Annotated in this window: 26 protein-coding genes; 6 read left to right on the plus strand and 20 right to left on the minus strand. The window is 55.4% G+C overall.

The window, feature by feature from the left end; genetic code table 11:
- Positions 1–224: 224 nt before the first annotated feature.
- Together AB8818_RS20310 and soxR are read right to left on the minus strand one after the other, a co-directional pair.
- Complete coding sequence (locus AB8818_RS20310; RefSeq protein WP_116343848.1) at positions 225–896, minus strand: glutathione S-transferase family protein; 672 nt, start codon at positions 894–896, stop codon at positions 225–227.
- A 367-nt stretch (positions 897–1263) separates the two neighbouring features.
- Positions 1264–1722 carry a redox-sensitive transcriptional activator SoxR gene (gene soxR, locus AB8818_RS20315; RefSeq protein WP_023331806.1) on the minus strand — a complete coding sequence of 153 codons (459 nt, stop codon included), beginning with the start codon at positions 1720–1722 and terminating at the stop codon, positions 1264–1266.
- Between the two features lie 98 nt (positions 1723–1820).
- Here soxR and soxS point away from each other — a divergent pair, with 98 nt between their 5' ends.
- Complete coding sequence (gene soxS / locus AB8818_RS20320) at positions 1821–2147, plus strand: superoxide response transcriptional regulator SoxS (RefSeq protein WP_008503387.1); 327 nt, start codon at positions 1821–1823, stop codon at positions 2145–2147.
- A 5-nt stretch (positions 2148–2152) separates the two neighbouring features.
- Here the strand turns inward: soxS and AB8818_RS20325 are convergent, their stop codons facing one another.
- Both AB8818_RS20325 and AB8818_RS20330 read right to left on the minus strand, forming a co-directional pair.
- Complete coding sequence (locus AB8818_RS20325) at positions 2153–3718, minus strand: EAL domain-containing protein (protein ID WP_166712659.1); 1566 nt, start codon at positions 3716–3718, stop codon at positions 2153–2155.
- 339 nt (positions 3719–4057) lie between these two features.
- Complete coding sequence (locus AB8818_RS20330) at positions 4058–4309, minus strand: hypothetical protein (protein ID WP_131728597.1); 252 nt, start codon at positions 4307–4309, stop codon at positions 4058–4060.
- Between the two features lie 63 nt (positions 4310–4372).
- Between AB8818_RS20330 and AB8818_RS20335 the strand changes: the two genes are divergently transcribed.
- Positions 4373–4654 carry a YjcB family protein gene (locus AB8818_RS20335; RefSeq protein ID WP_048957473.1) on the plus strand — a complete coding sequence of 94 codons (282 nt, stop codon included), beginning with the start codon at positions 4373–4375 and terminating at the stop codon, positions 4652–4654.
- Between the two features lie 59 nt (positions 4655–4713).
- Here the strand turns inward: AB8818_RS20335 and ssb1 are convergent, their stop codons facing one another.
- On the minus strand, positions 4714–5238 hold the full coding sequence (gene ssb1, locus AB8818_RS20340; RefSeq protein WP_008503384.1) for a single-stranded DNA-binding protein SSB1: 525 nt from the start codon (positions 5236–5238) through the stop codon (positions 4714–4716).
- A 250-nt stretch (positions 5239–5488) separates the two neighbouring features.
- Here ssb1 and uvrA point away from each other — a divergent pair, with 250 nt between their 5' ends.
- A complete protein-coding gene (gene uvrA, locus AB8818_RS20345; protein WP_116343846.1) occupies positions 5489–8311 on the plus strand; it encodes an excinuclease ABC subunit UvrA in 2823 nt (940 codons plus the stop codon).
- A gap of 2 nt (positions 8312–8313) precedes the next feature.
- Here the strand turns inward: uvrA and AB8818_RS20350 are convergent, their stop codons facing one another.
- The 6 genes from AB8818_RS20350 to dnaB form a co-directional block, all read right to left on the minus strand.
- Complete coding sequence (locus AB8818_RS20350; RefSeq protein ID WP_116343845.1) at positions 8314–8667, minus strand: MmcQ/YjbR family DNA-binding protein; 354 nt, start codon at positions 8665–8667, stop codon at positions 8314–8316.
- Positions 8668–8669: 2 nt separating this feature from the next.
- Entirely contained in the window at positions 8670–9086 is a 417-nt protein-coding gene (locus AB8818_RS20355; protein ID WP_116343844.1) for a secondary thiamine-phosphate synthase enzyme YjbQ, read from the minus strand.
- Positions 9087–9198: 112 nt separating this feature from the next.
- Positions 9199–9912 carry an acid phosphatase AphA gene (aphA, locus tag AB8818_RS20360; RefSeq protein ID WP_116343843.1) on the minus strand — a complete coding sequence of 238 codons (714 nt, stop codon included), beginning with the start codon at positions 9910–9912 and terminating at the stop codon, positions 9199–9201.
- 213 nt (positions 9913–10125) lie between these two features.
- The gene (gene tyrB, locus AB8818_RS20365) at positions 10126–11319 is read right to left on the minus strand and encodes an aromatic amino acid transaminase (protein ID WP_116343842.1); all 1194 of its coding nucleotides are present in this window, start codon (positions 11317–11319) and stop codon (positions 10126–10128) included.
- 119 nt (positions 11320–11438) lie between these two features.
- Complete coding sequence (gene alr / locus AB8818_RS20370; protein ID WP_192984305.1) at positions 11439–12518, minus strand: alanine racemase; 1080 nt, start codon at positions 12516–12518, stop codon at positions 11439–11441.
- Between the two features lie 16 nt (positions 12519–12534).
- Positions 12535–13947, minus strand: a complete 1413-nt coding sequence (gene dnaB / locus AB8818_RS20375; RefSeq protein WP_008503375.1) for a replicative DNA helicase — start codon at positions 13945–13947, stop codon at positions 12535–12537.
- Positions 13948–14013: 66 nt separating this feature from the next.
- On the opposite strand from dnaB, the gene AB8818_RS20380 reads away from it, so the two are divergent.
- Positions 14014–14997: a quinone oxidoreductase gene (locus AB8818_RS20380; RefSeq protein WP_116343840.1), complete on the plus strand. Its 984-nt coding sequence runs from the start codon at positions 14014–14016 to the stop codon at positions 14995–14997.
- A gap of 184 nt (positions 14998–15181) precedes the next feature.
- Here the strand turns inward: AB8818_RS20380 and pspG are convergent, their stop codons facing one another.
- The 4 genes from pspG to AB8818_RS20400 all read right to left on the minus strand — a co-directional run bounded on the left by pspG (position 15182) and on the right by AB8818_RS20400 (position 18612).
- Positions 15182–15424 (minus strand): envelope stress response protein PspG, encoded by a 243-nt coding sequence (pspG, locus tag AB8818_RS20385; protein ID WP_166709790.1) that lies wholly within the window; start codon positions 15422–15424, stop codon positions 15182–15184.
- Positions 15425–15560: 136 nt separating this feature from the next.
- A complete protein-coding gene (dusA, locus tag AB8818_RS20390; RefSeq protein WP_192984302.1) occupies positions 15561–16556 on the minus strand; it encodes a tRNA dihydrouridine(20/20a) synthase DusA in 996 nt (331 codons plus the stop codon).
- Positions 16557–16638: 82 nt separating this feature from the next.
- Complete coding sequence (gene traF, locus AB8818_RS20395; protein ID WP_208327162.1) at positions 16639–17898, minus strand: conjugal transfer protein TraF; 1260 nt, start codon at positions 17896–17898, stop codon at positions 16639–16641.
- Between the two features lie 225 nt (positions 17899–18123).
- Positions 18124–18612, minus strand: a complete 489-nt coding sequence (locus AB8818_RS20400; protein WP_116343837.1) for a cupin domain-containing protein — start codon at positions 18610–18612, stop codon at positions 18124–18126.
- 115 nt (positions 18613–18727) lie between these two features.
- On the opposite strand from AB8818_RS20400, the gene zur reads away from it, so the two are divergent.
- Positions 18728–19240 carry a zinc uptake transcriptional repressor Zur gene (zur, locus tag AB8818_RS20405; RefSeq protein ID WP_116343836.1) on the plus strand — a complete coding sequence of 171 codons (513 nt, stop codon included), beginning with the start codon at positions 18728–18730 and terminating at the stop codon, positions 19238–19240.
- Positions 19241–19288: 48 nt separating this feature from the next.
- Here the strand turns inward: zur and AB8818_RS20410 are convergent, their stop codons facing one another.
- The 4 genes from AB8818_RS20410 to AB8818_RS20425 form a co-directional block, all read right to left on the minus strand.
- Complete coding sequence (locus AB8818_RS20410) at positions 19289–19498, minus strand: CsbD family protein (RefSeq protein ID WP_014882139.1); 210 nt, start codon at positions 19496–19498, stop codon at positions 19289–19291.
- A gap of 120 nt (positions 19499–19618) precedes the next feature.
- The gene (gene dinF / locus AB8818_RS20415) at positions 19619–20956 is read right to left on the minus strand and encodes an MATE family efflux transporter DinF (protein WP_192984300.1); all 1338 of its coding nucleotides are present in this window, start codon (positions 20954–20956) and stop codon (positions 19619–19621) included.
- 63 nt (positions 20957–21019) lie between these two features.
- Entirely contained in the window at positions 21020–21628 is a 609-nt protein-coding gene (lexA, locus tag AB8818_RS20420) for a transcriptional repressor LexA (RefSeq protein ID WP_028015162.1), read from the minus strand.
- A gap of 108 nt (positions 21629–21736) precedes the next feature.
- Positions 21737–22105 carry a diacylglycerol kinase gene (locus AB8818_RS20425; RefSeq protein ID WP_014830281.1) on the minus strand — a complete coding sequence of 123 codons (369 nt, stop codon included), beginning with the start codon at positions 22103–22105 and terminating at the stop codon, positions 21737–21739.
- Positions 22106–22259: 154 nt separating this feature from the next.
- Between AB8818_RS20425 and plsB the strand changes: the two genes are divergently transcribed.
- Positions 22260–24680, plus strand: coding sequence for a glycerol-3-phosphate 1-O-acyltransferase PlsB (gene plsB / locus AB8818_RS20430; RefSeq protein ID WP_116343834.1), 2421 nt, complete (start codon positions 22260–22262; stop codon positions 24678–24680).
- A 115-nt stretch (positions 24681–24795) separates the two neighbouring features.
- On the opposite strand, the gene gntU is transcribed toward plsB, so the two are convergent.
- Positions 24796–26136, minus strand: coding sequence for a gluconate transporter (gene gntU, locus AB8818_RS20435; RefSeq protein ID WP_010436459.1), 1341 nt, complete (start codon positions 26134–26136; stop codon positions 24796–24798).
- Position 26137 lies beyond the last annotated feature (1 nt).

The following is a 26137-nucleotide window of genomic DNA, read 5'->3' on the forward strand; positions in this document are numbered from 1 at the left end:
AAATCCGTGTTTTGCGTTTGCGACGAAAGGGCGTCACAAAAAAAGCAAACGTTTAGCTCCGCGCTTATAAAACGGGTGGTCAAATTAAGGCAAACGATTATCCAGCCTAATCCACGCCCTTTTCAACTGAACTTTGTCGATTTTCGCTAAAATTCACTTATGACGATGAAGAAATAGACAGAGGATGCGCAAACGTTATCGTCTATGCGCAATTTATTTACATCTCAATCCTCGCCCGGGATAGATAACGGGCCACCTTGTTGCAGAGTTCTTTGCCAGCCAGGGCTGCTTTCCACCTTTTGCTTCCATGCCTGAATATGCGGCAGATTATCAATGCCGCCGCGCGCCAGCAGGGCAAAGAGTGGAAAGCTCATCTGAATGTCGGCCATACTGAACGCTTCTCCGGCAAACCAGCTGTTTTTAGCAAGATGTGAATCTATAAAGCGCGCATGGGTTTCCAGCTGGGGGTTGAGATATGCTTTCTGCACCCCCTGCCCCAGCGCCTTGCCCAGAGTTCGGATGCCAAACGGCACGGGCGGCTTGCCGAGGCTGCTGAAGACCAGCTTCATTAACAGCAGCGGCATCAGCGACCCTTCCGCGTAATGCAGCCAGAAGCGATATTGCACCTTGTGCGCGGGGTCCAAAGGTTTCAGCCGCGATTCGGCATCATAGGTTTCCTGCAGATACTCCAGAATGGCGCCTGACTCCGCAAGGATCAGCCCGTTATCTTCAATAACCGGGGATTTGCCCAACGGATGCACCTTTTTGAGCGACTCGGGTGCCAGCATGTTCTTTTCGCGCTGGTAGTGAACTATTTCATAAGGCAGGGCGAGTTCTTCCAGCGCCCAGATCACGCGGTGCGAGCGCGACTGGTTCAGGTGATGTACCGTGAGCATGATTTTCTCCTGTTATTCATACTTTTTAACTATAGAAAATCGAACAACACCGCGAAAAAATTTCGTCTAAAAAACGGCTCGCGCGGCTGGCGAAAAAACGGGTCTTGCATAGAATTAAAGTGTCAGCACAATCCGGAACCTCCCCAACCAGCTCGACACGAGGGGTGCTGATGTCGGGGGAAACCCTCCCGTGAACCAGCGGGATAGAGAGAAAGACAAAGACCGGGAAAAACTAAAGCGCCCTTTGTGGCGCTTTAGTTCTTTATGATGCTTTTTGCCGGGTGGCGCTTCGCTTACCCGGCCTACGTTCTCGGTTTTGTAGGCCGGGTAAGGCGCAGCCGCCACCCGGCAAACAGGCCGCACGGACTCAATCCTCCTCCAGCAACCGTGCCCCCGTCCCCTGCTCGCCCAGCCTGTCGCCGGGGTTACGCAGCGGGCAGTCGCTACGGGACAGGCAGCCGCAGCCGATGCAGCCGTCCAGCTCGTCACGCAGCGCGACCAGCGTGTGGATACGTCTGTCCAGCTCTTCACGCCACTGGGACGAAAGTTCTTTCCACTCTTTCGGGCTAAGCGTATGCCCTTCCGGCAACACGCCAAATGCCTCACCGATCGTCGCCAGGGGTATGCCGATGCGTTGCGCAATTTTGATAATCGCCACGTAGCGGAGCACGTCGCGGGTATAGCGGCGCTGATTTCCGCCGTTACGGATGCTTTTAATTAATCCTTTGCTTTCATAGAAGTGGAGCGCCGATACCGCAACGCCGCTTCGCTTTGCCACTTCGCCGGGGGTTAAAAGCGCTTTAATACGCGGCAATCTCTTTTCCATAAAACCTCTTTACCTCAAGTTAACTTGAGGAATTATACTCCCCCGCAGAGAAAACGACGAATCAACCGAGAAAGTTGTATCTACAGAGGGGCAACCTTATGTCGCATCAGCAGATTATTCAGACACTTATTGAATGGATTGACGATCATATCGACCAACCGTTGAACATTGATGTGGTCGCTAAAAAGTCGGGCTATTCGAAATGGTATTTACAGAGGATGTTCCGCACGGTCATGCACCAGACGCTGGGTGAGTACATTCGTCAGCGCAGGCTGCTGCTGGCGGCGCAGGCGTTACGCTCAACGCAGCGGCCGATTTTTGATATCGCGATGGATCTTGGCTATGTGTCGCAACAAACCTTTTCCCGCGTGTTTCGCCGCGAGTTTGACCGTACGCCAAGCGATTACCGCCACCAGTTGAATTAATCCCGTCATTGCAAAGGTTGCTGCTGCCAGGTCATAAATTCCTGGGGCGGCATCGCTTTCGCGAAGTGCCATCCCTGACAGAACTGAACGCCGCGCTTCAACAACCAGCTCACCTGCTCAGCCGTCTCAACCCCTTCGGCAATGGTTTTAAGCCGCAGGCTTTGCGCCATCTCGATAATATGCTCGGCGATCAGGTGGCTGGTACTGTTGGTGGTTAAGGTGTCGATAAACGATTTGTCGATTTTCAAAATATCGACGTTCAGCGAGTAGAGGTTGTGCAGGTTGGAGTAACCGGTTCCGAAATCATCGATCGCCACTTCATAGCCCGCCTGACGGAAGGCCTGAATCACCGGCGTGGTTTTTGGGACATCGATAAAACCGCGTTCCGTCACTTCAATTTTAATTTGCTGGGCGCGTACAGCGTAGTGCCGGGCCTTGTCAGAAATCATGGCGATCAGCCGCGAAGAGTGGAAGTCCGTGGCCGACAGGTTAATCGAAATATAGAGATGCGGATGCGCCGCCAGGAAATTGCCCAGATCGCTGAACACCTCCTCAACAACATAATCCGTAATTCGCTCGCTCATTCCCTCTTTTTCAGCCAGCGGAATAAATTCAGCCGGGCTCATCACCTGCCCGTTGAAACCAGGCCAGCGCAACAGCGCCTCTGCCCCCACGCACTGGTTATTCTTGATATCAATAATCGGCTGATAGTGCAGACAAAGCTGACGTTTGTTCAGCGCCCGGTGCAGTAGCCGCCCCGGCGAATTAAGCTCACGATGGGTGCGGGACCACACCAGCAAAATAATAATGCTGCAGATCATTCCCAGCGGCAGCGTCAACGTCGCCTGGTGATAGAGCGTTTCATAAAAACGTTTATCTGACGTCGACACGATAGCGGCAATAGGTCGTTTTGGCGATTTCACGACGGTATAGAAACGGTTATCTTTTTGAAATACCGATTCCTTATCCTGAATCATCGAATTTAATAAAGTCGCATTGGCTTTCTGACTGACGGAAAAGAAGGCATTGGTTACCGTATCGTATACCCCCCATGCGAGGGAATGATCGGTAGACATCACTTCACTGTAAGAAAGCGGATTGACCACCACGACATAATTTCCGCGCTGCATATATGTCATTTTATAGCCAGTATAAAATGGCGTATCGCGAAAATAATAGATCGCAACGTCAGGTTTACGCGTGTAATTAGCAACCGGAATGACATAGGGTTGATCCGGTGTAAAAACGGTCGAACAAAGAAAATTCTGACCTTCAGCATAAATTAAATCGGCGACAAACAGGCGGCCACGAACAACGTTCAACATATATTGACGATGTTCCGGCGTACAATGTTCACCCTGATATTTTTCTGCCTCGTCCCTGGCCAGGTCAACTTGTTGAATTACCAGTTCAGTTTTGTCTAAAGCCAGTTCAGCAAATGTACGTAGCTGAGCGCTCGTTTCCGACTCGGCTCTCAGCTGGGCAAACCATAGAGCAAGCATCACCGGCAGCATAACTACCATGATGATTCCTACCACCCTGAGTATTTTGCGCCGCGCGCTACGATTCATTTCCCGCCCTATATCCCTGCATGTTGTACGCCTGTAGTAATGAAGGCCGGATGCTTTGTTAAACAGGTGATTACGTTGCATGAATCATGCGAAGTTAGCAACTGACTTTTAGTATTAAAAATCTTAAATTTCGTTATGACGATAATATTTTCCCGTAAGCTAAACTGTAAGTATTCGTTCCGTTTCAATTAAGGAAAATAATTATCCACCACGCCTGGGTGGTTTTGAGAGAACACCACAGAGGATCGCTGATTAAGCCAAACTTCTGGCGGCATGAAAAAAGCACAACGCCAACGTGACGTTTTATCCTATTTATGCGGGTGTATTTTGTTCGTTGATTTATAAATAATCAGACATCATCACAATATTATCAGAAAATAATGCTTCTCCTAAAAACGGCACGGCTGGACGTCTCTTTGCCTCCAGATGCTCTTCCCCGCTTGCCCGGCGGGCATTACCCCGCACGTTGTGGGTCCGCATCCCTTTGTACGAAGGCAGACCCGTACCGCACACTCTTTTTCCGGCTAATAAAATCCCCTTTTTGGCTACGCAGACACTGGCGAATAAATCAACAAATGTGATATAGTTCACACATATTGTGTAACGAGAAACACTGTTTCATTCAGTTCGTCTGTTTTGTAGAGGATGGGTTTTATGGCAACCATTACTACCAGCATGGTTCTCCTGCGCTGGCCCTTGTTGAGTGCGTTTTTGATGTTTTTAGCCAGCACGCTGAACATTCAGTTTCGTAAATCCGACTACGCGGGTCTTGCCGTCATCAGTACCCTACTAGGGCTTGGCGCGGCTTGCTGGTTCGCAACGGGCCTGCTGGGCATCACCCTGCTGGATATGGCCGCCGTCTGGGAAAATATTAAAGTAGTGATGGTTGAGGCGATGAGCCACACGCCACCAGACTGGCCGATGGTCATTACCTGATCCCTTCAGCAATAAAAAACCCAGACGATGTCTGGGTTTTTTGTTTTAGCATCCGTTGTTCAGAACGGGATGTCGTCGTCGAAGTCCATTGGCGGTTCGTTAGACGGGGCAGGAGCAGACTGCTGCTGCGGACGAGACTGCGCGCCGCCGCTGAACTGGTTGCCGCCCTGTGGCTGCTGAGGCTGACCCCAACCGCCCTGCTGCTGGCCGCCACCGGCTGGTGCGCCGCCGCCCTGACGGCCACCCAGCATCTGCATGGTGCCACCAACGTTCACCACCACTTCCGTGGTGTACTTCTCAGCGCCGGACTGATCGGTCCATTTGCGGGTACGCAACTGGCCTTCTATATAGACCTGAGAACCTTTACGCAGATACTCACCGGCTACTTCTGCCAGTTTGCCAAACAGCACAACGCGGTGCCATTCGGTCTGCTCTTTCATTTCACCGGTCGCTTTATCACGCCAGGATTCGGAAGTAGCCAGCGTAATGTTGGCAACTGCGCCACCACTCGGCATGTAGCGTACTTCCGGGTCCTGGCCCAGATTACCGACGAGAATCACCTTGTTTACGCCTCTGCTGGCCATGTTCGTGTCTCCTGAATACGTTTCTTAATAGTGTAAACGCGCGAGTGTACCATTTCCATGCTGCACTTTGATAGTTGCGTAGCACGTTCCAGAGTTCTCTCGCCACTCGACATTGTTACACAGCGAATCAGAAAATGCATTCCAATACTGTATATTCAAACAGGTTAAATTGTGTCATAATTAGCCGTTTCTGACAGCCGTTTGTCCTTCAAACAAACCAGGCAATCCGTGTTCCAACCGGGAAAGGTGAATGGATAAGATCGAAGTTCGGGGCGCCCGCACCCACAATCTCAAGAATATCAACCTCATAATCCCTCGCGACAAACTCATCGTCGTGACCGGGCTTTCGGGGTCTGGCAAATCCTCACTGGCCTTCGACACTTTGTATGCCGAAGGACAGCGTCGTTACGTTGAATCACTCTCTGCGTACGCGCGTCAGTTCCTGTCGCTGATGGAAAAACCGGATGTCGATCATATTGAAGGGTTATCGCCTGCTATCTCCATTGAGCAGAAGTCGACCTCGCATAACCCGCGTTCAACGGTCGGTACCATCACTGAAATTCACGACTACCTGCGTCTGCTGTATGCCCGCGTGGGTGAGCCGCGCTGCCCGGACCACGACGTCCCGCTGGCGGCACAGACCGTGAGCCAGATGGTCGACAACGTGCTGTCGCAGCCGGAAGGCAAACGCCTGATGCTGCTGGCGCCTATCATTAAAGAGCGAAAAGGTGAACACACTAAAACGCTGGAAAACCTGGCAAGCCAGGGCTATATCCGCGCCCGCATCGACGGCGAGGTGTGTGACCTGTCGGATCCGCCAAAGCTGGAGTTGCAGAAGAAGCACACCATTGAGGTGGTGATTGACCGCTTTAAGGTGCGTGACGATCTCGCCACGCGTCTGGCGGAATCTTTCGAAACGGCGCTGGAACTCTCTGGCGGCACGGCCGTGGTCTCCGACATGGACGACCCGAAAGCGGAAGAGCTGCTCTTCTCCGCCAACTTCGCCTGCCCGATTTGCGGCTACAGCATGCGCGAGCTGGAACCGCGCCTGTTCTCGTTCAACAACCCGGCGGGCGCGTGCCCGACCTGTGACGGCCTGGGCGTACAGCAGTATTTTGATCCGGACCGCGTGATCCAGAACCCGGAGCTATCCCTGGCGGGCGGCGCTATTCGCGGCTGGGACAAGCGTAACTTTTACTACTTCCAGATGCTGAAGTCGCTGGCGGAGCACTACAAGTTCGACGTTGAAGCCCCGTGGGCAAGCCTGAGCCCGAACGTGCACAAAGTGATCCTGTTCGGTTCCGGCAAAGAGAACATCGAGTTCAAATATATGAACGACCGTGGCGACACCTCCGTGCGTCGTCACCCGTTCGAAGGGGTGCTGCACAATATGGAGCGCCGCTACAAAGAGACCGAATCCAGCGCGGTGCGCGAAGAGCTGGCGAAGTTCATCAGCAACCGCTCCTGCGCCACCTGCGAGGGCACGCGTCTGCGTCGCGAAGCGCGCCACGTATTTGTTGAAAATACGGCGCTGCCGACCATCTCAGACATGAGCATCGGCCACGCGATGGACTTCTTCAACAACCTGAAGCTCTCCGGCCAGCGCGCAAAAATCGCCGAAAAAGTGCTGAAAGAGATCGGCGATCGCCTGAAGTTTCTGGTGAACGTTGGCCTGAACTACCTGACGCTTTCCCGCTCGGCAGAAACGCTCTCCGGCGGTGAAGCCCAGCGTATCCGTCTGGCGAGCCAGATTGGCGCGGGCTTAGTGGGCGTGATGTACGTACTGGATGAACCGTCCATCGGCCTGCACCAGCGCGACAACGAACGCCTGCTCGGGACGCTGGTCCACCTGCGCAATCTCGGCAACACGGTAATCGTGGTCGAGCACGACGAAGATGCGATCCGCGCGGCTGACCACGTGATCGATATCGGTCCTGGCGCGGGCGTACACGGCGGCCAGGTGGTCGCAGAAGGGACGCTGAAAGATATCATGGCGGTGCCCGAGTCGCTGACCGGCCAGTACATGAGCGGCAAGCGCAAGATTGAAGTGCCGAAACAGCGCGTCGCGGCGAACCCGGAAAAAGTGCTTAAGCTCACCGGGGCGCGCGGCAACAACCTGAAGGACGTCACCCTGACGCTGCCAGTTGGCCTGTTTACCTGCATTACCGGCGTGTCCGGTTCCGGTAAATCGACGCTGATCAACGATACGCTGTTCCCGATTGCGCAGACGGCGCTGAACGGCGCGACGCTCGCCGAACCTGCGCCGTATCGCGACATTCAGGGACTGGAACATTTCGACAAGGTTATCGACATCGACCAGAGCCCGATTGGCCGTACGCCGCGTTCCAACCCGGCGACCTATACCGGCGTCTTCACGCCCGTACGTGAACTCTTCGCCGGCGTACCGGAAGCGCGTTCGCGCGGTTATACCCCTGGACGTTTCAGCTTTAACGTGCGCGGCGGCCGCTGTGAAGCGTGTCAGGGCGACGGCGTGATCAAGGTTGAGATGCACTTCCTGCCGGATATCTACGTGCCGTGCGATCAGTGCAAAGGCAAGCGCTATAACCGCGAAACGCTGGAGATTAAGTACAAAGGCAAGACCATCCACGAAGTGCTGGACATGACCATCGAGGAGGCGCGCGAGTTCTTTGACGCCGTCCCTGCGCTGGCGCGTAAGCTGCAGACGCTGATGGACGTAGGGTTGACCTATATTCGTCTGGGGCAGTCCGCCACCACGCTGTCAGGCGGTGAAGCCCAGCGCGTGAAGCTGGCGCGCGAGCTCTCCAAACGCGGTACAGGCCAGACGCTGTACATTCTGGACGAGCCGACCACTGGCCTGCACTTTGCCGATATCCAGCAGCTGCTGGAGGTTCTGCATCAGCTGCGCGATCAGGGCAACACGATTGTGGTTATCGAACATAACCTGGACGTGATTAAAACCGCGGACTGGATTGTCGATCTTGGCCCGGAAGGCGGCAGCGGCGGCGGTGAAATCCTCGTCTCCGGTACGCCAGAGACCGTTGCAGAGTGCGAAGCCTCGCACACCGCGCGCTTCCTTAAACCGTTGCTGTAATCTCAGACGGAGAGCTGCTGTCGGGTCGTTTCCGGCAGCAGCTCAACCGCCTGCTTATAAGACGCATCCACCAGATAGTAAATTTGCGAGCCAGGCAGCGAACCGTCCAGATAGACGGTGCTCCAGTGCGCTTTATTGAGGTGCTGGCTCGGCCTCACATCATCATGCTGCTGACGTAACAGATCCGCCAGTTCCGGGCTGGTTTTCAGCGACGCCGCCGGGCGCCCCTCTACCTCTTTCACCATCGCAAACAGCACGTCTCCCACTTTAATCTGCGTGGCTTTCCAGTCGCTATGAACGCTCTGCTCTGCGCCAGGTTTACTCATGCAGTACTGAAGTAGCTCCGAAATTGTCATCTTTATTCCCCTTGTAGCGTTGCGATAATTTTACGCGAACCACCATGAATGCGATGTTCTCCCAGCCAGATCCCCTGCCACGTTCCCAGCAGTAGCCGCCCGTTGTGTACCGGCAACATCAGCGATACGCCCAGCAGAGAAGATTTGATATGCGAAGGCATGTCATCCTGGCCTTCATAATCGTGCTCGTAGGGGGCGTTGTCCGGAACTGTCTTCAGGAAATGGTGTTCCATATCTGACCGGACGGTAGGATCGCAATTTTCATTAAGCGTGAGAGAGGCTGACGTGTGCTGAAGCAGCAGATGCAGTAAACCCGTTTTGACGCGCGACAGATCGCGGATTTGCCCGATGACTTCCTCCGTCACAAGGTGAAACCCGCGGGGTTTAGCGCTTAAGGTCAGGGTCTGTTGATACCACATGTGCTGCTCCGTTAAGAAAGATGAATCTTTCTAAGTGTGCAGCAAGAAGGCGAAAGGTAAAACCCGCAGCGGCGGATTTGTTCAAAAAAGAATCAAACTCGCCGCGCGCGTGCTAATACTCGGAGTTCACAATCACCTCTTCGCCAAACTTGCCTGCCATTGGCAGAGGTCGATAGGTCGAGTTAGAGGCACGCAGCACCCGGATCGCTCTGGCCCCCACATCCTGCGCCGCGGTAATGTCGTTATCCGAATCACCGTAGAACACTTTGATGTTTTTCTGCTCCAGCCACTGGGTTTTGGTGTTTTGTCCCTCTTTATCACCCGCAAAAATGACCGGGTTCATGCTGGCTGCCGGGATCTGAAAATCGTCCTGCAGGGTTTTGGACACTGTCTCGGTTTTGGTCTGGCTACGGCCGGTGACAAAGTAAATGCTGTCGCCGCGCTTAACGTGCATAGCAATTACCGCCCGGGCGACCTCTTTCGGGATGCTGTACTCGTCCCAACCGTTATTCATTTTTTCCCAGAACTCCGGGTTCTTCAGATACGCTTCGCTGTCGGGCGAATACATTTTCTTGCCACGCCAGAACCCCGGGCTGGAGAAGAGAACGGTATCGTCAATGTCGAAGCCCACGGCCATTGGCGGACGGCCCACCAGGCTGTTTTCGATTTGTGCCACGGAAACCCAGTGAATGGGGGCCTGTTCGGCCAGCATGGCGGCGGTGGTGCCGGTGTAGAGCGGCGTCGGTGCAGAAGCTCGCGCCACAACAGCACTATTAAGCGAGAACAATAAGCAGGCGGCGCTGAGCGCCAGTGTGATCTTGCGCATGTTTTCCCCTGAATATTCAGTTTGTTATCGTTTTATTTTGAGTGGATGGTCAAAAAACTATCCGACCATAACCCCAGCGGGAGGTGAAGGAAAGGAGTTTTTGCTTATGAAGCGGAATAAAAAGAAGAGGATCACAAAAGGCCGGACAACCTTTTTGAGCGGCCTGATGCCCTCACCCCAACCCTCTCCCACGGGGAGAGGGTTGGTAAGTACTTACATTACAGCAGCAAACGCCTGCGCCACGCGATGAACGTTGCTGGCATTCAAACCCGCCACGCACATACGGCCGCTGGCGATCAGGTAGACGCCGAACTCTTCGCGCAGGCGATCGACCTGAGCCGCGCTCAGTCCGGTGTAGCTGAACATCCCGCGCTGCTTGAGCAGATAATCAAAGTTATGCCCCGGTACAGCCTCTTTCAGGACGTTAACCAGCTCCTGACGCATGGACAGGATGCGCTTACGCATCGCTTCCACTTCGGCAAGCCAGGACGCTTTCAGCTGTTCGTCACCGAGTACCGTCGCCACCACCTGCGCACCAAAGTTTGGCGGGCTGGAGTAAATGCGGCGCACCGTCGCCTTCAGTTGACCCAGCACGCGGCCCGCCGCTTCGGCGTCTTCACACACCACGGACAGACCGCCAACGCGCTCGCCGTAAAGTGAGAAGATTTTTGAGAAGGAGTTGCTGACCAGCGCTGGCAGCCCGGCGCTGGCAACGGCGCGGATGGCGTAAGCATCTTCTTCCATGCCCGCGCCAAAGCCCTGGTAGGCGATATCGAGGAACGGGATCAAATTACGGGCCTTCAGCACCTCTATCACCGCATCCCACTGAGCATTGGTGAGGTCCGCACCGGTCGGGTTATGGCAGCATGGATGCAGCAATACGATACTGCGCTCCGGCAGCGTGTTCAGTTTTTCCAGCAACGCTTCGACGCGCACACCGTTGGTTTCGCTGTCGAACCACGGATAGGTCTCGACCTTAAAGCCTGCCCCCTCGAAGATCGCAACGTGGTTTTCCCACGTCGGGTCGCTGACCCACACGCCGGAATCCGGGAAGTACTTTTTAAGGAAATCTGCACCCACTTTCAGCGCCCCTGAGCCGCCCAGCGTCTGGATGGTCGCCACGCGTTTCTGCGAGAGTACCGCGTGATCGGCCCCAAACAGCAGAGGCGCGATGGTGTTGCGGTAGGTGTTAAGCCCTTCCATCGGCAGATAAAGAGACGCACCGTGCGGAACAACGTTAAGGCGCGCTTCGGCTTCAGCAACGGCTTCTAATTGCGGGATGATGCCATCCTCGTTGTAATACAAGCCAATGCTGAGGTTCACTTTGTCGCTGCGAGGATCTTCTTTGAAACGCTCCATTAAGGAGAGGATAGGGTCGCCGGCATAGGCGTCAACTTTCTGAAACACGCGATGGTTCTCCGGAATTCGATGAGGCAGGAATTTCAACAATAAACCGGAAGTGGGAGAAGGTCGAGAGGATGTTAATAAAGTTGGAGTGAGGTTAAATCCCTCACTCCACTGGCGGTTCAATCAATGTATTTCATTGCCACCCGCGACGTCAGGCGCGTGATAAGTTCGTAAGCACTCACTTTCGTGATTTCAGCAATGCGTTCAACGGGCAGACCTTCGCCCCACATCACCACATCGTCGCCCGCTTTATCCTGGGCTTCAGGTCCCAGATCTACACAAATCATATCCATCGCCACGCGGCCGACAATCTTCACTTCACGACCGTTGACCAGCACCGGCGTACCCGTTGGCGCAGCGCGCGGATAGCCGTCGCCGTAGCCCATCGCCACCACGCCGAGACGCGTGTCGCGCTCGCTGGTCCAGGTGCCGCCGTAACCCACCGGCTCTCCCGCTTTGTGCTCACGCACGGCAATCAGCTTTGAAACCAGCGACATAACCGGCTTAAAGCCTAAGTCCGGTCCCCAGGGTTTGTTCTCCAGCGGTGAAACGCCATAAAGGATGATGCCCGGACGCGCCCAGTCGAAGTGCGACTGCGGCCATAGCAGGATCCCGCCGGAGGCCGCAATCGAGCGCATCCCCGGCTTGCCTTCGCAGAAGGTGTTAAAGATATCGAGCTGCTGCTCGGTTGCCCCGCACTCGGGCTCATCGGCACGGGCAAAATGGCTGACGATATTCACCGGCTGACGCACGTTTTTGCACTGGCTCAGACGCTGATAAAACGCTTCTGCGTTTTCCGGACGCACGCCCAGCCTGTGCATGCCCGTGTCGAGCTTCATCCAGACGGTCACCGGCTCGCTCAGTGTGGCGGTTTCCAGCGCGGCCAGCTGCTCTTCGTTGTGTACCGCCGTGTGCAGACGCTGGTCGGCAATGGTTGGCAGATCCGAGGCTTCAAAAAAGCCTTCCAGGAGCAGAATTGGTTGAGTAATGCCGCCTGCGCGCAGGCGGAGAGCTTCTTCAAGACGGGCGACGCCAAAGGCGTCGGCATCGGGGAGCGTTCGCGCGGTCTCAAGAAGACCGTGTCCGTAAGCGTTCGCTTTCACGACTGCAACGAGCCTGCTGGCGGGCGCCAGTTCACGCAGACGTTGCAGGTTGTGTCGCAGAGCGCGGCGGTTAATCACAACAGTTGCCGCTTGCATTTGAATTCCTTAGAAATTACTCATCATCATATTGAGGACCGGCATAGTTGTCGAAACGCGACCACTGTCCGTTAAAGGTCAGACGCACCGTCCCGATCGGGCCGTTACGTTGCTTACCAATGATAATTTCGGCGATCCCCTTCAGGTCGCTGTTCTCGTGATATACCTCATCACGGTAGATAAACATGATTAAGTCGGCATCCTGCTCGATGGAGCCGGACTCACGCAGGTCGGAGTTGACCGGGCGCTTGTCGGCACGTTGTTCCAGAGAGCGGTTCAGCTGCGACAGCGCCACTACCGGCACGTGCAGTTCTTTGGCTAACGCCTTGAGCGAGCGGGAAATCTCCGCAATTTCCAGCGTACGGTTGTCAGAGAGCGACGGGACGCGCATCAGCTGAAGGTAGTCGATCATGATAAGGCCGATGCCGCCGTGTTCACGGGCGATACGGCGCGCGCGGGAACGGACCTCAGTCGGCGTCAGGCCGGAGGAGTCATCAATATAGATGTTCCGTTTTTCCAGCAGAATGCCCATGGTGCCGGAGATACGCGCCCAGTCCTCATCGTCGAGCTGGCCGGTACGAATGCGGGTCTGATCCACGCGCGACAGCGACGCCAGAGAACGCATCATGATCTGTTCGGAGGGCATCTCAAGGCTGAAAATCAGTACGGGCTTATCCTGCAACATCGCCGCATTTTCGACGAGGTTCATCGCAAAAGTTGTTTTACCCATCGAAGGACGCGCCGCGACGATGATCAAATCCGACGGCTGCAAACCGGCAGTTTTCTTGTTCAAATCGTCATAACCGGTATTCACCCCGGTTACACCGTCGTGCGGCTGCTGGAACAGCTGCTCAATACGCGCCACAGTAGCGTCGAGCACATCGGCGATGTTTTTTGGCCCTTCGTCTTTGTTCGCACGGCTTTCGGCGATTTTGAAGACGCGGGACTCGGCAAGGTCAAGCAGGTCTTCGCTGGTGCGGCCCTGCGGGTCAAAACCGGCCTCGGCAATCTCATTCGCCACCGAGATCATCTCGCGAACGACGGCACGTTCGCGCACGATATCGGCGTAAGCGCTGATGTTCGCCGCGCTTGGCGTGTTTTTTGACAGTTCTGCCAGGTAGGCAAACCCACCGACGCTGTCCAACTGCCCCTGACGCTCAAGCGATTCCGCGAGCGTGATCAGGTCAATCGGGCTGCCGGACTCCTGCAGGCGCGCCATTTCGGTAAAGATGTGGCGGTGCGGACGGGTGTAGAAATCTTCAGACACCACGCGCTCGGCAACGTCGTCCCAGCGTTCGTTATCCAGCATTAAACCGCCCAACACCGACTGTTCCGCTTCAATCGAGTGCGGCGGGACTTTTAACCCTGCGACCTGGAAATCACGCTCGCGAGGTTCAGTCTGTTTGTTGAAGGGTTTGTTTCCTGCCATAGTGAATGGAGTTACCGAGATAAAGAGTGGGTCGAAAGATTACCATATTTTTCTTACGGAGGGAGCATGGCAACGCGCATTGAGTTCCAGAAACACGGCGGTCCTGAAGTGCTGAAAGCGGTGGAGTTTACCCCCGCTGCGCCTGGGGAGAACGAAATCCAGGTTGAAAACAAAGCTATCGGCATTAACTACATCGATACCTATATTCGCGGCGGCCTCTACCCGCCTCCGTCAATGCCGAGCGGCCTGGGCACTGAAGCGGCCGGCATCGTCAGCAAAGTGGGCAGTGCGGTTAAGCATATCAAAGAAGGCGATCGTGTGGTGTATGCGCAGTCTGCCCTGGGCGCTTACAGCTCCGTCCACAACGTCCCGGCGGACAAAGCCGCTCTGCTGCCGAACGCCATCTCCTTTGAGCAGGCGGCCGCCTCATTCCTGAAAGGGCTGACAGTTTATTATCTGCTGCGCAAAACCTACGAAATTAAGCCCGATGAGCAGTTCCTGTTCCACGCTGCCGCCGGTGGCGTGGGGCTGATTGCCTGCCAGTGGGCGAAAGCCTTAGGCGCGAAGCTCATCGGCACCACAGGCAGTGCGCAAAAAGCGCAGCGTGCGCTGGACGCGGGCGCGTGGCAGGTGATCAACTACCGGGAAGAGAGTGTCGTCGAGCGGCTAAAAGAGATCACTGGCGGCAAAAAAGTACGCGTGGTGTATGACTCGGTGGGGAAAGATACCTGGGAGGCGTCGCTGGACTGCCTGCAGCGTCGTGGGCTGATGGTGAGCTTCGGTAACGCCTCAGGCGCTGTAACCGGCGTTAATCTGGGCATTCTGAACCAGAAAGGGTCTCTGTACGTGACGCGCCCTTCTTTGCAGGGTTACATCACCAACCGGGAAGAGCTGGAGGAAGCCAGCAACGAGCTGTTCTCGCTGATCGCCAGCGGCGTGATTAAGGTGGATGTGGCAGATGCGCAGAAATACCCGCTAACCGATGCACGACGTGCTCATGAGGTGCTGGAAAGCCGGGCGACGCAGGGTTCAAGTTTGTTAATTCCCTGACCCCTTAAAAGAAATTGGGCTTCCCGTGGGAAGCCCTTTCTTTTTTTAGTTCGGCTGTATGTAGGGTACAGCTCGATGAATTCTGTAGCGGCAGTCATAGTGACAGATTCGATAAGTAAATCCTATTCTGTTCTAAGCCATGCTGCCGGAAAAGTTACAAGTATGTGACGAACCCCTCAATACCTTAGTAACGGAAGCGGTTATTGCGCTGATAAGTCGGCAATTTTGGCGCTTTAATCGCCCGTATTACCCACACCACGGCGATAGCCAGCAGCAGCCACGGCAGCAGTTTGATCGTCAGGGCAAATAACCCGCCGATAAACATTACCACTGTCGCCACAACGAGCGCGGCCAGAATGCCGAGCAGCGACACGCCTGTGGCTAACAGCATGACAAAAAAGCCAATGATAAAAAGTAGTTCCAGCATGGTGCTCTCCCACGAGTTCCCGAATGTTGCTGCAATCATTACAAGAATCATGCCAAAGCTAACGCATTGTTCTTAAAGCAAAACGCCCCGCGAGAATTCGCAGGGCGTGGTGAATTTGACGAACTTTTAGCGAAAGTTATCGCTTGTCTGCCACCAGTCGCAGCGCATGTTCCAGCACCTCGATATCTGCACCGGCTTTATGCGCATTCTCGCTCAGGTAGCGACGCCACTGACGCGCGCCCGGAATACCCTGGAACAGGCCAAGCATATGGCGAGTGATATGGCCAAGATAAGTGCCATTGCTCAACTCGCGCTCAATGTAAGGGTACATCGCACGCACGACGGCAACCGGATCGGTGTCCGCGCCTTCGATGCCAAAGATTTCGCGGTCGACCGTCGCCAGAATGCCCGGATTCTGATACGCCTCGCGCCCAACCATCACGCCATCCATATGTTCAAGGTGCGCTTTGGCCTCTTCCAGCGACTTGATACCGCCGTTAATTGACATCGTGAGGTGCGGGAAATCACGTTTCAGTTGATACACGCGCGGATAATCCAGCGGCGGGATCTCACGGTTCTCTTTCGGGCTGAGGCCGGAGAGCCAGGCTTTACGGGCGTGAATGATAAACATCCCGCACTCGCCTTTCCCGGATACCGTGTTGATGAAATCGCACAGGAATTCGTAGCTGTCCTGGTCATCAATTCCGATACGGGTTTTGACCGTTACCGGTATGGAGACCACATCACGCATCGCCTTGATACAGTCCGCCACCAGCTGTGCATTGCCCATCAGACAGGCGCCGAACATGCCGTTTTGCACGCGGTCGGAAGGACAGCCAACGTTGAGGTTGATCTCGTCGTAGCCGCGTTCTTCCGCCAGCCTCGCGCACTGCGCCAGCGCGGCCGGATCGCTGCCCCCCAGCTGCAGGGCAACCGGATGCTCTTCTTCGCTGTATGCCAGGTAGTCGCCCTTCCCGTGAATGATTGCGCCCGTGGTCACCATTTCCGTGTACAGCAGCGTATGGTGGGAGAGCTGGCGCAGGAAATAGCGGCAGTGTCTGTCCGTCCAGTCGAGCATCGGCGCAATAGAGAAACGGTGTGCAGGGAAATCGGTCTGGTATTCTGACGACATGGCGAAGTTTTAAGCATCTGGTGGAAAAGGGGCGCTACTATAGCACAAAGAAAAGCCGGAGGCGCATCGCCTCCGGTAGACTTTAGAACGTCATACTCAGCTGGGCCCCTGCGCCCCAGGTTTCGTCTTCACCGTACAGGCCCATCAGGTCAACATGAACGGTACTGAACGGCGCGAAACCAACACCGCCGGTAAAGACGTTGCTGTCGTTACCTTTCATGTCCGCGCGATAACCGGCGCGCACCGCCAGCCAGCTCAGCGGAGTCACTTCAGCACCGACCCCAACATACTGCGACGTATCTTCGCTCTTGAAGCCTTTGGTTTCGGTCAGATCGCCATCGGCGGTCAGGGTCACCAGATCGTTGTGCCAGGCGGCGCCCGCGGTCACCAGCGGACGGATCTGGTAGGTGTCTTTATAGCTCACCACTTCCCCCGTACGCCCGTTGCGGATGCGGATATCTTTGGTGTCGATATCGCGCGACATCAGGTTTTGCCCGCTCACGCCGACCGTCCAGTGTTCGCCAAAATCAGCGGCAATACCGGCATCGACGTTAAAGCCGGTATCGTCTGTACGGTAGCGGCTGTCGTTCCACTTATTACTGTCGTAATCGTAGATTGAGGTGGTGTAGTTATAGATCCAGGTTTTTTGCAGTTTTGGCGTCACGCCCACGGAAACCGGAACACCGCCAAGGTCAAACTGGCGGGCAACGGCAACGCCATAGTCAGACACAATCGCCGCCCGACCGGACGCCGTTGAGTTGAGGTTTTTAGTGATCTGATCCGTGCCGTTCAGCGCAGCGTCCAGGGCAACACCGGCAGCCACCACATTGCTTCTTTGAATACTGCGCAGATAATCAATATCCTGCTGATCGATAGACGAACTGACCCGACCATGGGCATAGCCTTTCGCCATAAAGGCCACGGAAAGCACATCGTTAGGGATACTCACGGCAAGCCCTGCCCCTGCCGTCGCGCGTGCGGTTTTACCCTTGAGATAGTCCAGCTCATCGGCCAGATCTTTGGCCGCGCCCTGGAACTGATTAATCGAGCCTAGCGGATTAGTGATGACCTGAATTGGCGTAAGGTTATCAACCACATCTTTATAATGATTGATTTTGTCGTTGATGGTATCAATTTCGTCCTGAAGATTGTCTTCATCCGTCACCTGCACCCCAACGGACGGCAAAATGACCGTCACATCATCGTCCGGCTTTGCCTTTGCAAGCAGTGCGGGGTTGATTAATGCCCCGCTGCCATAACTGCCCGAAGCAACGCCGGTCCCCCCCATCGCGTCGCTACGTGATTCTGTCCAGGTATTGGCTGCTCCCGCCTGATTTGCCATAAACAAGGAGACAGCGATGCTAACCACCGAAAATTTAAAATGTTTTTTCACAGTATGCCCGTCTTATAGTCTGTTATGAAATAACCCCTGTCTGTTATCCCCCAAACAGGCGCGAACTATTGCTGTGAATAAAGATAAAAAGACCCGCTAATTCACTCCCTAAGTAAAACTCCCTTACGGCCTGTTGTAATTTGTGACGGCCCTCAATATTTATAGAAGAGGAAATTATTTTTTCACAGGTTTTCCATCATGTGGGCCAAAAAATTGAGGGGGATGATCTACCCAGCGGTCCTCTCGCGTGGCGGCATAGACCGGGTTGAGCGGATAGTAGATGCGGTTTTGCTTCTTGTTGGCCTCACCCACCACCAGTAACCGAACCTCTTCGTCCGTATTGTTGATAAAGGTGTGGCACACGCCCGTTCCGGCGGGAAAGCCCACGCTGTCACCGGGTTCAAGCTTCCACAAATAGCCATTAATCCAGGCTTCGGGATAGCCCTCAAGCACGTAGATAAACTCTTCTTCGTCACTTTCCGCATGGGGATAGGACGTCCGACGTCCTGGCGGTAAACGCTCATGATGGATGCCTATGCGCCTGAGGCCCAGGCTGCGAGCCAGCGGTGCACCGATGGAAAAAAGCTCGTTACTGTCGGGGTAGGTGGCGTCATCTGGTCCTTCTACCTCGCGCCAGTGCGTAATACAGTCTGGTTTTTTCATGGTTACATTCCCGGTTTGCGATGCGCCAGGTATAGCACAGCCTGGCGGATATCGGTGTTTTTGCCATAACATGGTAAAGTGAGGGTTTTACATCCCAGAACATCCGAGGTGCTAAATGGATAAGTCCACAAAAGAGCTGTTAGCGCAGGCCGAAAAGCTGTGCGCGCAACGCAATGTGCGCCTGACCCCGCAGCGCCTTGAAGTCTTGCGCCTGATGAGCCTGCAACAGGGGGCAATCAGCGCCTACGATCTGCTCGACCTGCTCCGTGAAAGCGAGCCGCAGGCTAAACCGCCCACGGTGTATCGCGCGCTGGATTTCCTGCTGGAACAAGGGTTTGTGCATAAAGTCGAATCCACAAACAGCTATGTACTGTGCCATCTTTTCGATCAGCCAACCCACACATCGGCGATGTTTATTTGCGACCGCTGCGGCGTGGTAAAAGAAGAAGGCGCAGAGGGCGTAGAGGACATTATGCACACGCTGGCGGCAAGGATGGGTTTTGCCCTGCGTCATAACGTGATTGAAGCACACGGGTTGTGTTCAGCATGCGTAGAGGTGGAAGCCTGTCGGCATCAGGATGCGTGTCAGCACGACCACTCAATTCTGGTGAAGAAAAAGCCGCGTTAACGGCAAAAGAAAAGGCGGCCTGAAGCCGCCTGTGTGGGTTATTCAGCGTTACCAACGATAGTCGTTACGGGTTTCCCAGTCTTTGACTTCGTTTTCCGCCTGATCTTTTGCGTAGCCGTAACGTTCCTGAATTTTACCGACAAGCTGATCGCGTTTACCTTCAATGACGGTCATATCGTCATCGGTTAGCTTACCCCACTGTTCTTTCGCTTTACCTTTGAACTGCTTCCAGTTGCCGCCGATTTCGTCTTTATTCATCATCGTGTCCTCTTAGTTAAGCGTCGGGTCGTAACGTCCGTTACGTTCTTTTCTGCTGGACGTGATAATTATTGTAGTTAAGGATTCGGCGGTTGGTTTCATATTCGGAATCTTTAACCGTCACGATATATCATGGCGGGAGGGAAGCCAGGTATTATTTTGCCAGTGACGGTGCCAGATAAAGGCAAGCGACAGGCCGCGCAGAGAGAGGAAGACCGCAAGCGCCAGCCACAAACCGTGATTACCCAGCCAGGGTAGCGTCAGCAGCGTCAGACCAAACCCCGCCGCCGCGACCGCCATACTGTTGCGCATTTCCGCCCCGCGCGTCGCGCCGATAAACATGCCGTCCAGCAGATAGCACCAGACGCCTACCACCGGCAAAATAACCTGCCAGACGATGTAGCGGTCCGCCAGTTCGCGTAAAGCCGGTAACGAAGTGAGTAATGCAATAATGTCACGGCCAAAACAGGCGTAAATCAGTGCGAATGCCAGCGCGACCAGGCCCGACTGGCGGCAGGCCGCACGCCAGACATCCCGAAGCTGCCCACTTTCCCGCGCGCCGTACGCCTGCCCGGAATGCGCCTCAACGGCATAGGCGAAGCCGTCCAGCGCGTAGGCGGTAAACGTCAGCAATGTCATCAGGACTGCATTCACCGCAACGATTTCTGGCCCCAGTCGAGCCCCAAAGACCGTCAGAGCGCCGAAACAGATCTGAAGCAGCAGCGAACGCAGCATGATGTCACGGTTGAGCGCCAGCAGCCTGCGGATATTGCCGCGCCATGCTGTTTTGAGCAGCGCAAGGGAGATCCCGCGCATCGCCAGCACGCGCCAGACCATCCACAAGCCAATGAAAAAGGTCCCGTATTCTGCAATCGCCGTCGCCAGTGCCGCCCCGCGTACGTCCATATGCAGGCCCATCACCAGCCAGAGATCGAGCACAATGTTGAGAAGGTTTCCCACGACCAGCAAAATCACTGGCGCACGGGCATATTGCACGCCCAGTAACCAACCCAGCAGAACCAGGTTTGCCAGCGAAGCGGGCGCGCTAAGCCAGCGAATTTCCAGGAAGCGACGCGCCTGCTCCAGTACCGCCTCGCTGCCGCCAACGACCTGGAGTGCAAGGTCGATCAGGGGCGTGCGCAGTAAAACAATCAACATTCCCGCGCCCAGCGCCAGGATCAGCGGCTGCACCAGCGCACGCGCCAGACGTAACGGGTCTTTCGCACCGTACGCCTGTGCCGTGAGCCCGGTAGTACTCATACGTAAAAAGAGCATCAGCATAAACAGGAAGCTGGTTGCCGTCGCCCCAATCGCCACGCCGCCAAGATAAACAGGGGAATCGAGATGACCAATAACGGCCGTGTCGACCAGACCCAACAAGGGCACGGTGATATTGGAGAAAATCATCGGCAGGGCAAGACGCCACAATGCCTTATCTGAAGCCGTCAGCAGTGACATGAGAAATACCGGGAATGGAAGACGAAGCAGGCTACAGCGAAAGCGTAGCCTGTCAGGAAGAGATTACAGCCATTCGCCGTTGCGAATCACGCCTACTGCCAGACCTTCAATGGAGAAGCTCTGTTCGCGGAGGTCGACCACAATCGGGGTGAACTCGTTGTTTTCAGGCAACAGCTGGACGGTGTTACCCTGTTTTTTCAGACGCTTAACGGTCACTTCGTCATCAATGCGCGCAACCACCACCTGGCCGTTCCGCACATCCTGCGTTTTGTGAACGGCCAGCAGGTCGCCATCAAGAATGCCGATGTCTTTCATCGACATCCCGCTAACGCGCAGCAGGAAATCAGCGCTCGGCTTGAACATACCAGGATCGACCTGGTAGTGGCCTTCTATATGCTGTTGTGCCAGCAGCGGTTCACCTGCGGCAACGCGGCCTATCAGAGGAATGCCCGTCTCTTCTTCCACCAGCAGGCGGATACCGCGCGACGCGCCTGACACAATCTCAATTACACCCTTACGCGCCAGCGCTTTCAGGTGTTCCTCGGCAGCATTCGGAGAACGGAAGCCCAGACGCTGCGCGATTTCCGCACGCGTGGGTGGCATACCCGTCTGGCCGATATGATCCCGAATGAGATCAAACACCTCTTGCTGCCTGGTCGTTAATGCTTTCATTCCGCCCCCTGGGTGTATATACAGTTATGCTGTGAGTATATACAGTCAAAGGCGATTTTGGAACCAAAAACTGCACAAAAAACCAGGGACTTAATTATTCCTGGAGGCTCATCGGAAATGTGACCAAAGCAGCGTGACCCAGGTAATGGCTGCAGTGATAATTGCCAGCAGCACAGCGGCAGAGCCCATATCTTTCGCCCGGCCAGAAAGCTCGTGGAAATCTGAGCCGATCCGGTCAACAACGGCCTCAATAGCGCTATTGAGAATTTCCACTATCATCACCAGAAGTACGGAACCGATGAGAAGCACGCGGGTAATAGCATCTACATCAAGGAAACAGGCGATGATAACCGCGACGATAGCGGCGACACCTTCCTGGCGAAAAGCAGCTTCATTAACCCACGCGGCACGGAAACCTTTCCATGAATAGCCAGCGGCTTTGATGATACGCGTTAACCCAGTGGTATTATTGGCCATTAAAAGAACCTTTTTTAAAAAAGAGCGTCAGTAACAGGAGCAGCAGCGCGTTTCGCTGCCGCCTGAAGTATGACGGGTAACAACAGAAATTTTGCGCGCTTTCTGTTATCCTTGCGCCGCAATTGCATTATTAACCAGAGGCTTTACATCGTTTATGTCCGGCTGGCCACGAATTTACTACAAATTACTTAATTTACCATTAAGCATCCTGGTAAAAAGCAAGTCTATCCCAGCAGAACCCGCGCTGGAACTGGGGCTCGATACGTCGCGCCCTATTATGTACGTTTTGCCTTATAACTCGAAGGCAGACCTGCTGACGCTTCGCGCCCAGTGTCTGGCGCATGATTTACCCGACCCGCTTGAACCGCTGGAAGTTGACGGCACTTTGCTGCCGCGCTACGTGTTCATCCACGGCGGGCCGCGCGTGTTTACCTATTACACACCGAAAGAAGAGTCCATCAAGCTGTTCCACGACTATCTCGACCTGCACCGTAGCAATCCTGACCTGGATGTGCAGATGGTGCCGGTATCGGTAATGTTTGGTCGCCGCCCGGGCCGTGAAAAAGGTGAAGAGAACCCACCGCTGCGCATGCTTAACGGCATTCAGAAGTTCTTCGCGGTCTCCTGGCTGGGACGCGACAGCTTTGTGCGATTCTCCCCTTCCGTCTCCCTTCGCCGGATGGCGGACGAGCACGGCACTGACAAGATCATCGCGCAAAAACTGGCGCGCGTGGCGCGTATGCACTTCGCCCGTCAGCGCCTGGCTGCTGTAGGGCCGCGCCTCCCGGCGCGTCAGGACCTGTTCAACAAGCTGCTGGCCTCTAAAGCGATTGCCCGCGCCGTTGAAGACGAAGCGCGCAGCAAGAAAATTTCGCATGAGAAAGCCCAGCAGAACGCCATTGCGCTGATGGAGGAGATCGCAGCGAACTTCTCTTACGAGATGATTCGCCTGTCCGATCGTATTCTCGGCTTTACCTGGAACCGCCTGTATCAGGGCATCAACGTTCATAACGCCGAACGTGTGCGGCAGCTGGCGCACGATGGCCATGAGATTGTCTATGTCCCCTGCCACCGCAGCCACATGGACTATCTGCTTCTCTCCTACGTGCTCTATCACCAGGGGCTGGTACCGCCGCACATTGCCGCTGGTATTAACCTGAACTTCTGGCCAGCAGGCCCGATTTTCCGCCGCCTGGGTGCATTCTTTATTCGTCGTACCTTCAAGGGCAACAAGCTCTACTCCACCGTGTTCCGCGAGTATCTCGGCGAGCTGTTCAGCCGCGGCTACTCCGTGGAGTACTTCGTGGAGGGCGGTCGTTCCCGTACCGGTCGCCTGCTCGATCCGAAGACCGGCACGCTCTCGATGACCATTCAGGCGATGCTGCGCGGAGGAACCCGTCCGATCACGCTGGTGCCAATTTACATTGGCTATGAGCACGTGATGGAAGTGGGCACGTACGCCAAAGAGCTGCGTGGTGCGACCAAAGAGAAAGAGAGCCTGCCGCAGATGCTGCGCGGTCTGAGCAAGTTACGCAATCTGGGTCAGGGCTACGTAAACTTTGGCGAACCGATGCCGCTGATGACGTATCTGAACCATCATGTTCCGGAGTGGCGCGAGTCTATCGATCCTATTGAAGCGGTTCGTCCGGCCTGGCTGACGCCAACGGTGAACGGTATCGCGTCCGAGCTGATGGTGCGCATTAACAACGCCGGTGCAGCCAATGCCATGAACCTGTGCTGTACGGCGCTGCTGGCTTCCCGTCAGCGCTCCCTGACTCGTGAACAGCTCACAGAGCAGCTGGACTGCTACCTGGACATGATGCGCAACGTGCCGTACTCGGTTGATTCGACGGCCCCTTCTGCTACCGCCAGCGAGCTTATCGATCACGCGCTGCAGATGAACAAGTTTGAAGTCGAGAAAGACACGATCGGCGATATCATCATTCTACCGCGCGAGCAGGCGGTACTGATGACGTACTACCGCAACAACATCGCTCATATGCTGATGCTGCCGTCGCTCATGGCGGCCATTATCACCCAGCATCGCCGCATCTCACGCCAGGAGCTGTTGCGCCACGTTGAGACGCTCTACCCGATGCTTAAAGCGGAGCTGTTCCTGCGCTGGAGCAAGGAAGAGCTGGCCGTTGAGCTGGATAAACTGACGGAAGAGCTGCGCCGTCAGGGGCTGATTACCGTTGCAAACGACGAACTGCATATCAATCCGTCACGCTCCCGTACCCTGCAACTGCTGGCGGCCGGTGCGCGTGAAACGCTCCAGCGCTACGCCATTACGTTCTGGCTGCTGAGCGCGAACCCGTCGATCAACCGCGGCACGCTGGAGAAAGAGAGCCGAACACTGGCGCAGCGCCTGTCCGTTCTGCACGGCATTAACGCCCCTGAATTCTTCGACAAAGCGGTCTTTAGCTCCCTGGTGCTGACGCTGCGTGACGAAGGCTTCATCAGCGATACGGGCGATGCCGAGCCGGAAGAGACGCTGAAGGTTTACCAGATGCTGGCTGAGCTGATTACCTCGGACGTGCGCCTGACGATTGAGAGCGCAACGCAGGGCGAGTGATGTTAAAAAGCCGGGTAGTGGTTTCACCTGACCCGGCCTGGCGTTCTGCATAATAAAAGGCCCGGTAAGCGTTAACGCTACCGGGCCTTATTTTTTGCTTGTTAAATCACCGCATTCAGCTTAGCAGCGTAAAGGCAATCATCCCGACAATCGCACCCGTCGTGCCGAGAATGGTTTCCATCAGCGTCCAGGTTTTCAGGGTTTGCGCTTCGGTCGCGCCGGTAAACTTACCGAACAGCCAGAAGCCTGCGTCGTTAACGTGCGAGACCACAATCGAACCGCCCGCGATACAGATAGACAGCGCGGCCATCTGCGCACCGGAGTAGTTCAGCTGTTCAATCACCGGCATCACCAGACCCACGGCGGTTAAGCACGCCACGGTTGCAGAACCCTGAATGATACGCACCGCCGCAGCCAGCACGAAGCAGGTTACCGCAATCGGCAGACCCATCCCGGTCAGCGCTTCACCCAGAGCCGGACCCACGCCGGAATCGACCAGCACCTGCTTGAACACGCCGCCCGCACCGATCACCAGCAGGATGATACCCGCAGGCTGCAGCGCGGCACCGCAGATCTCCATCACGCGGTCTTTTGGCATCCCCTGGCGCATCGCCAGGCCGTAAATCGCCACCAGACAGGCCACCAGGATCGCCGTGAACGGGTGACCGATGAACTCAAACCACTCGTAGGCAGAAGAACCTACCGGAACGAAACGTGCAGCGATGGTTTTGAGGCCAACCAGCACCAGCGGGAGCAGGATCAGCGACAGGCTGAAGCCGAAGGATGGCATTTTGCCTTCGCCCAGGTGCGGCTCGGTGATGTCGTCCGGAATGTGCAGCTCAACGTAACGGCTGATGAAGTTACCCCACAGCGGGCCGGCAATAATCATCCCCGGGATTGCCGCGCACAGGCCAATCAGGATCATCCAGCCAAAGTCAGCGTGCATCTGGGACGCCAACAGCATCGGCGCAGGCCCAGGCAGCAGAAACGCTGCGGCTGCCGCCACGCCCGCAAACAGCGGAATGACCAGCTTGACGAGGTTAGTGCCGGTATGGCGCGCCATAGAAAACGCGACGCTGATGAGCAGCACAACGGCCACTTCAAAGAACAGGGGCAGCGCGCAAATCAGACCGGCCAGGCCAATCGCGTAGTGCGCGCGGCTGTGACCGAACGATTTCAGCATCTTGACGGCAATCTGGTCGACCGCGCCCGTCTCGTGCAGAATCTTGCCAAACATCGCGCCCAGCGCGACCACAATCGCCAGGAAGCCCAGCGTACCGCCCATCCCTTTTTCCATCGTCGCGGCGATCTTGTCGAGCGGCATGCCGGAAAAGAGACCTGCACCAATAGAAACCACCATCAAAGCAACGAAGGCGTGCATACGCGCCTTCATCACTAAAAACAGCAGCAGCAATACCGAACCCACTGCTGTCAAAACTAGCGTTAATGTACTCAAA

Origin of the sequence: Enterobacter sp. KB-280D8 (genome assembly GCF_041399405.1) — a bacterium.
In the GTDB taxonomy this organism is placed as follows: domain Bacteria; phylum Pseudomonadota; class Gammaproteobacteria; order Enterobacterales; family Enterobacteriaceae; genus Enterobacter; species Enterobacter cloacae_N.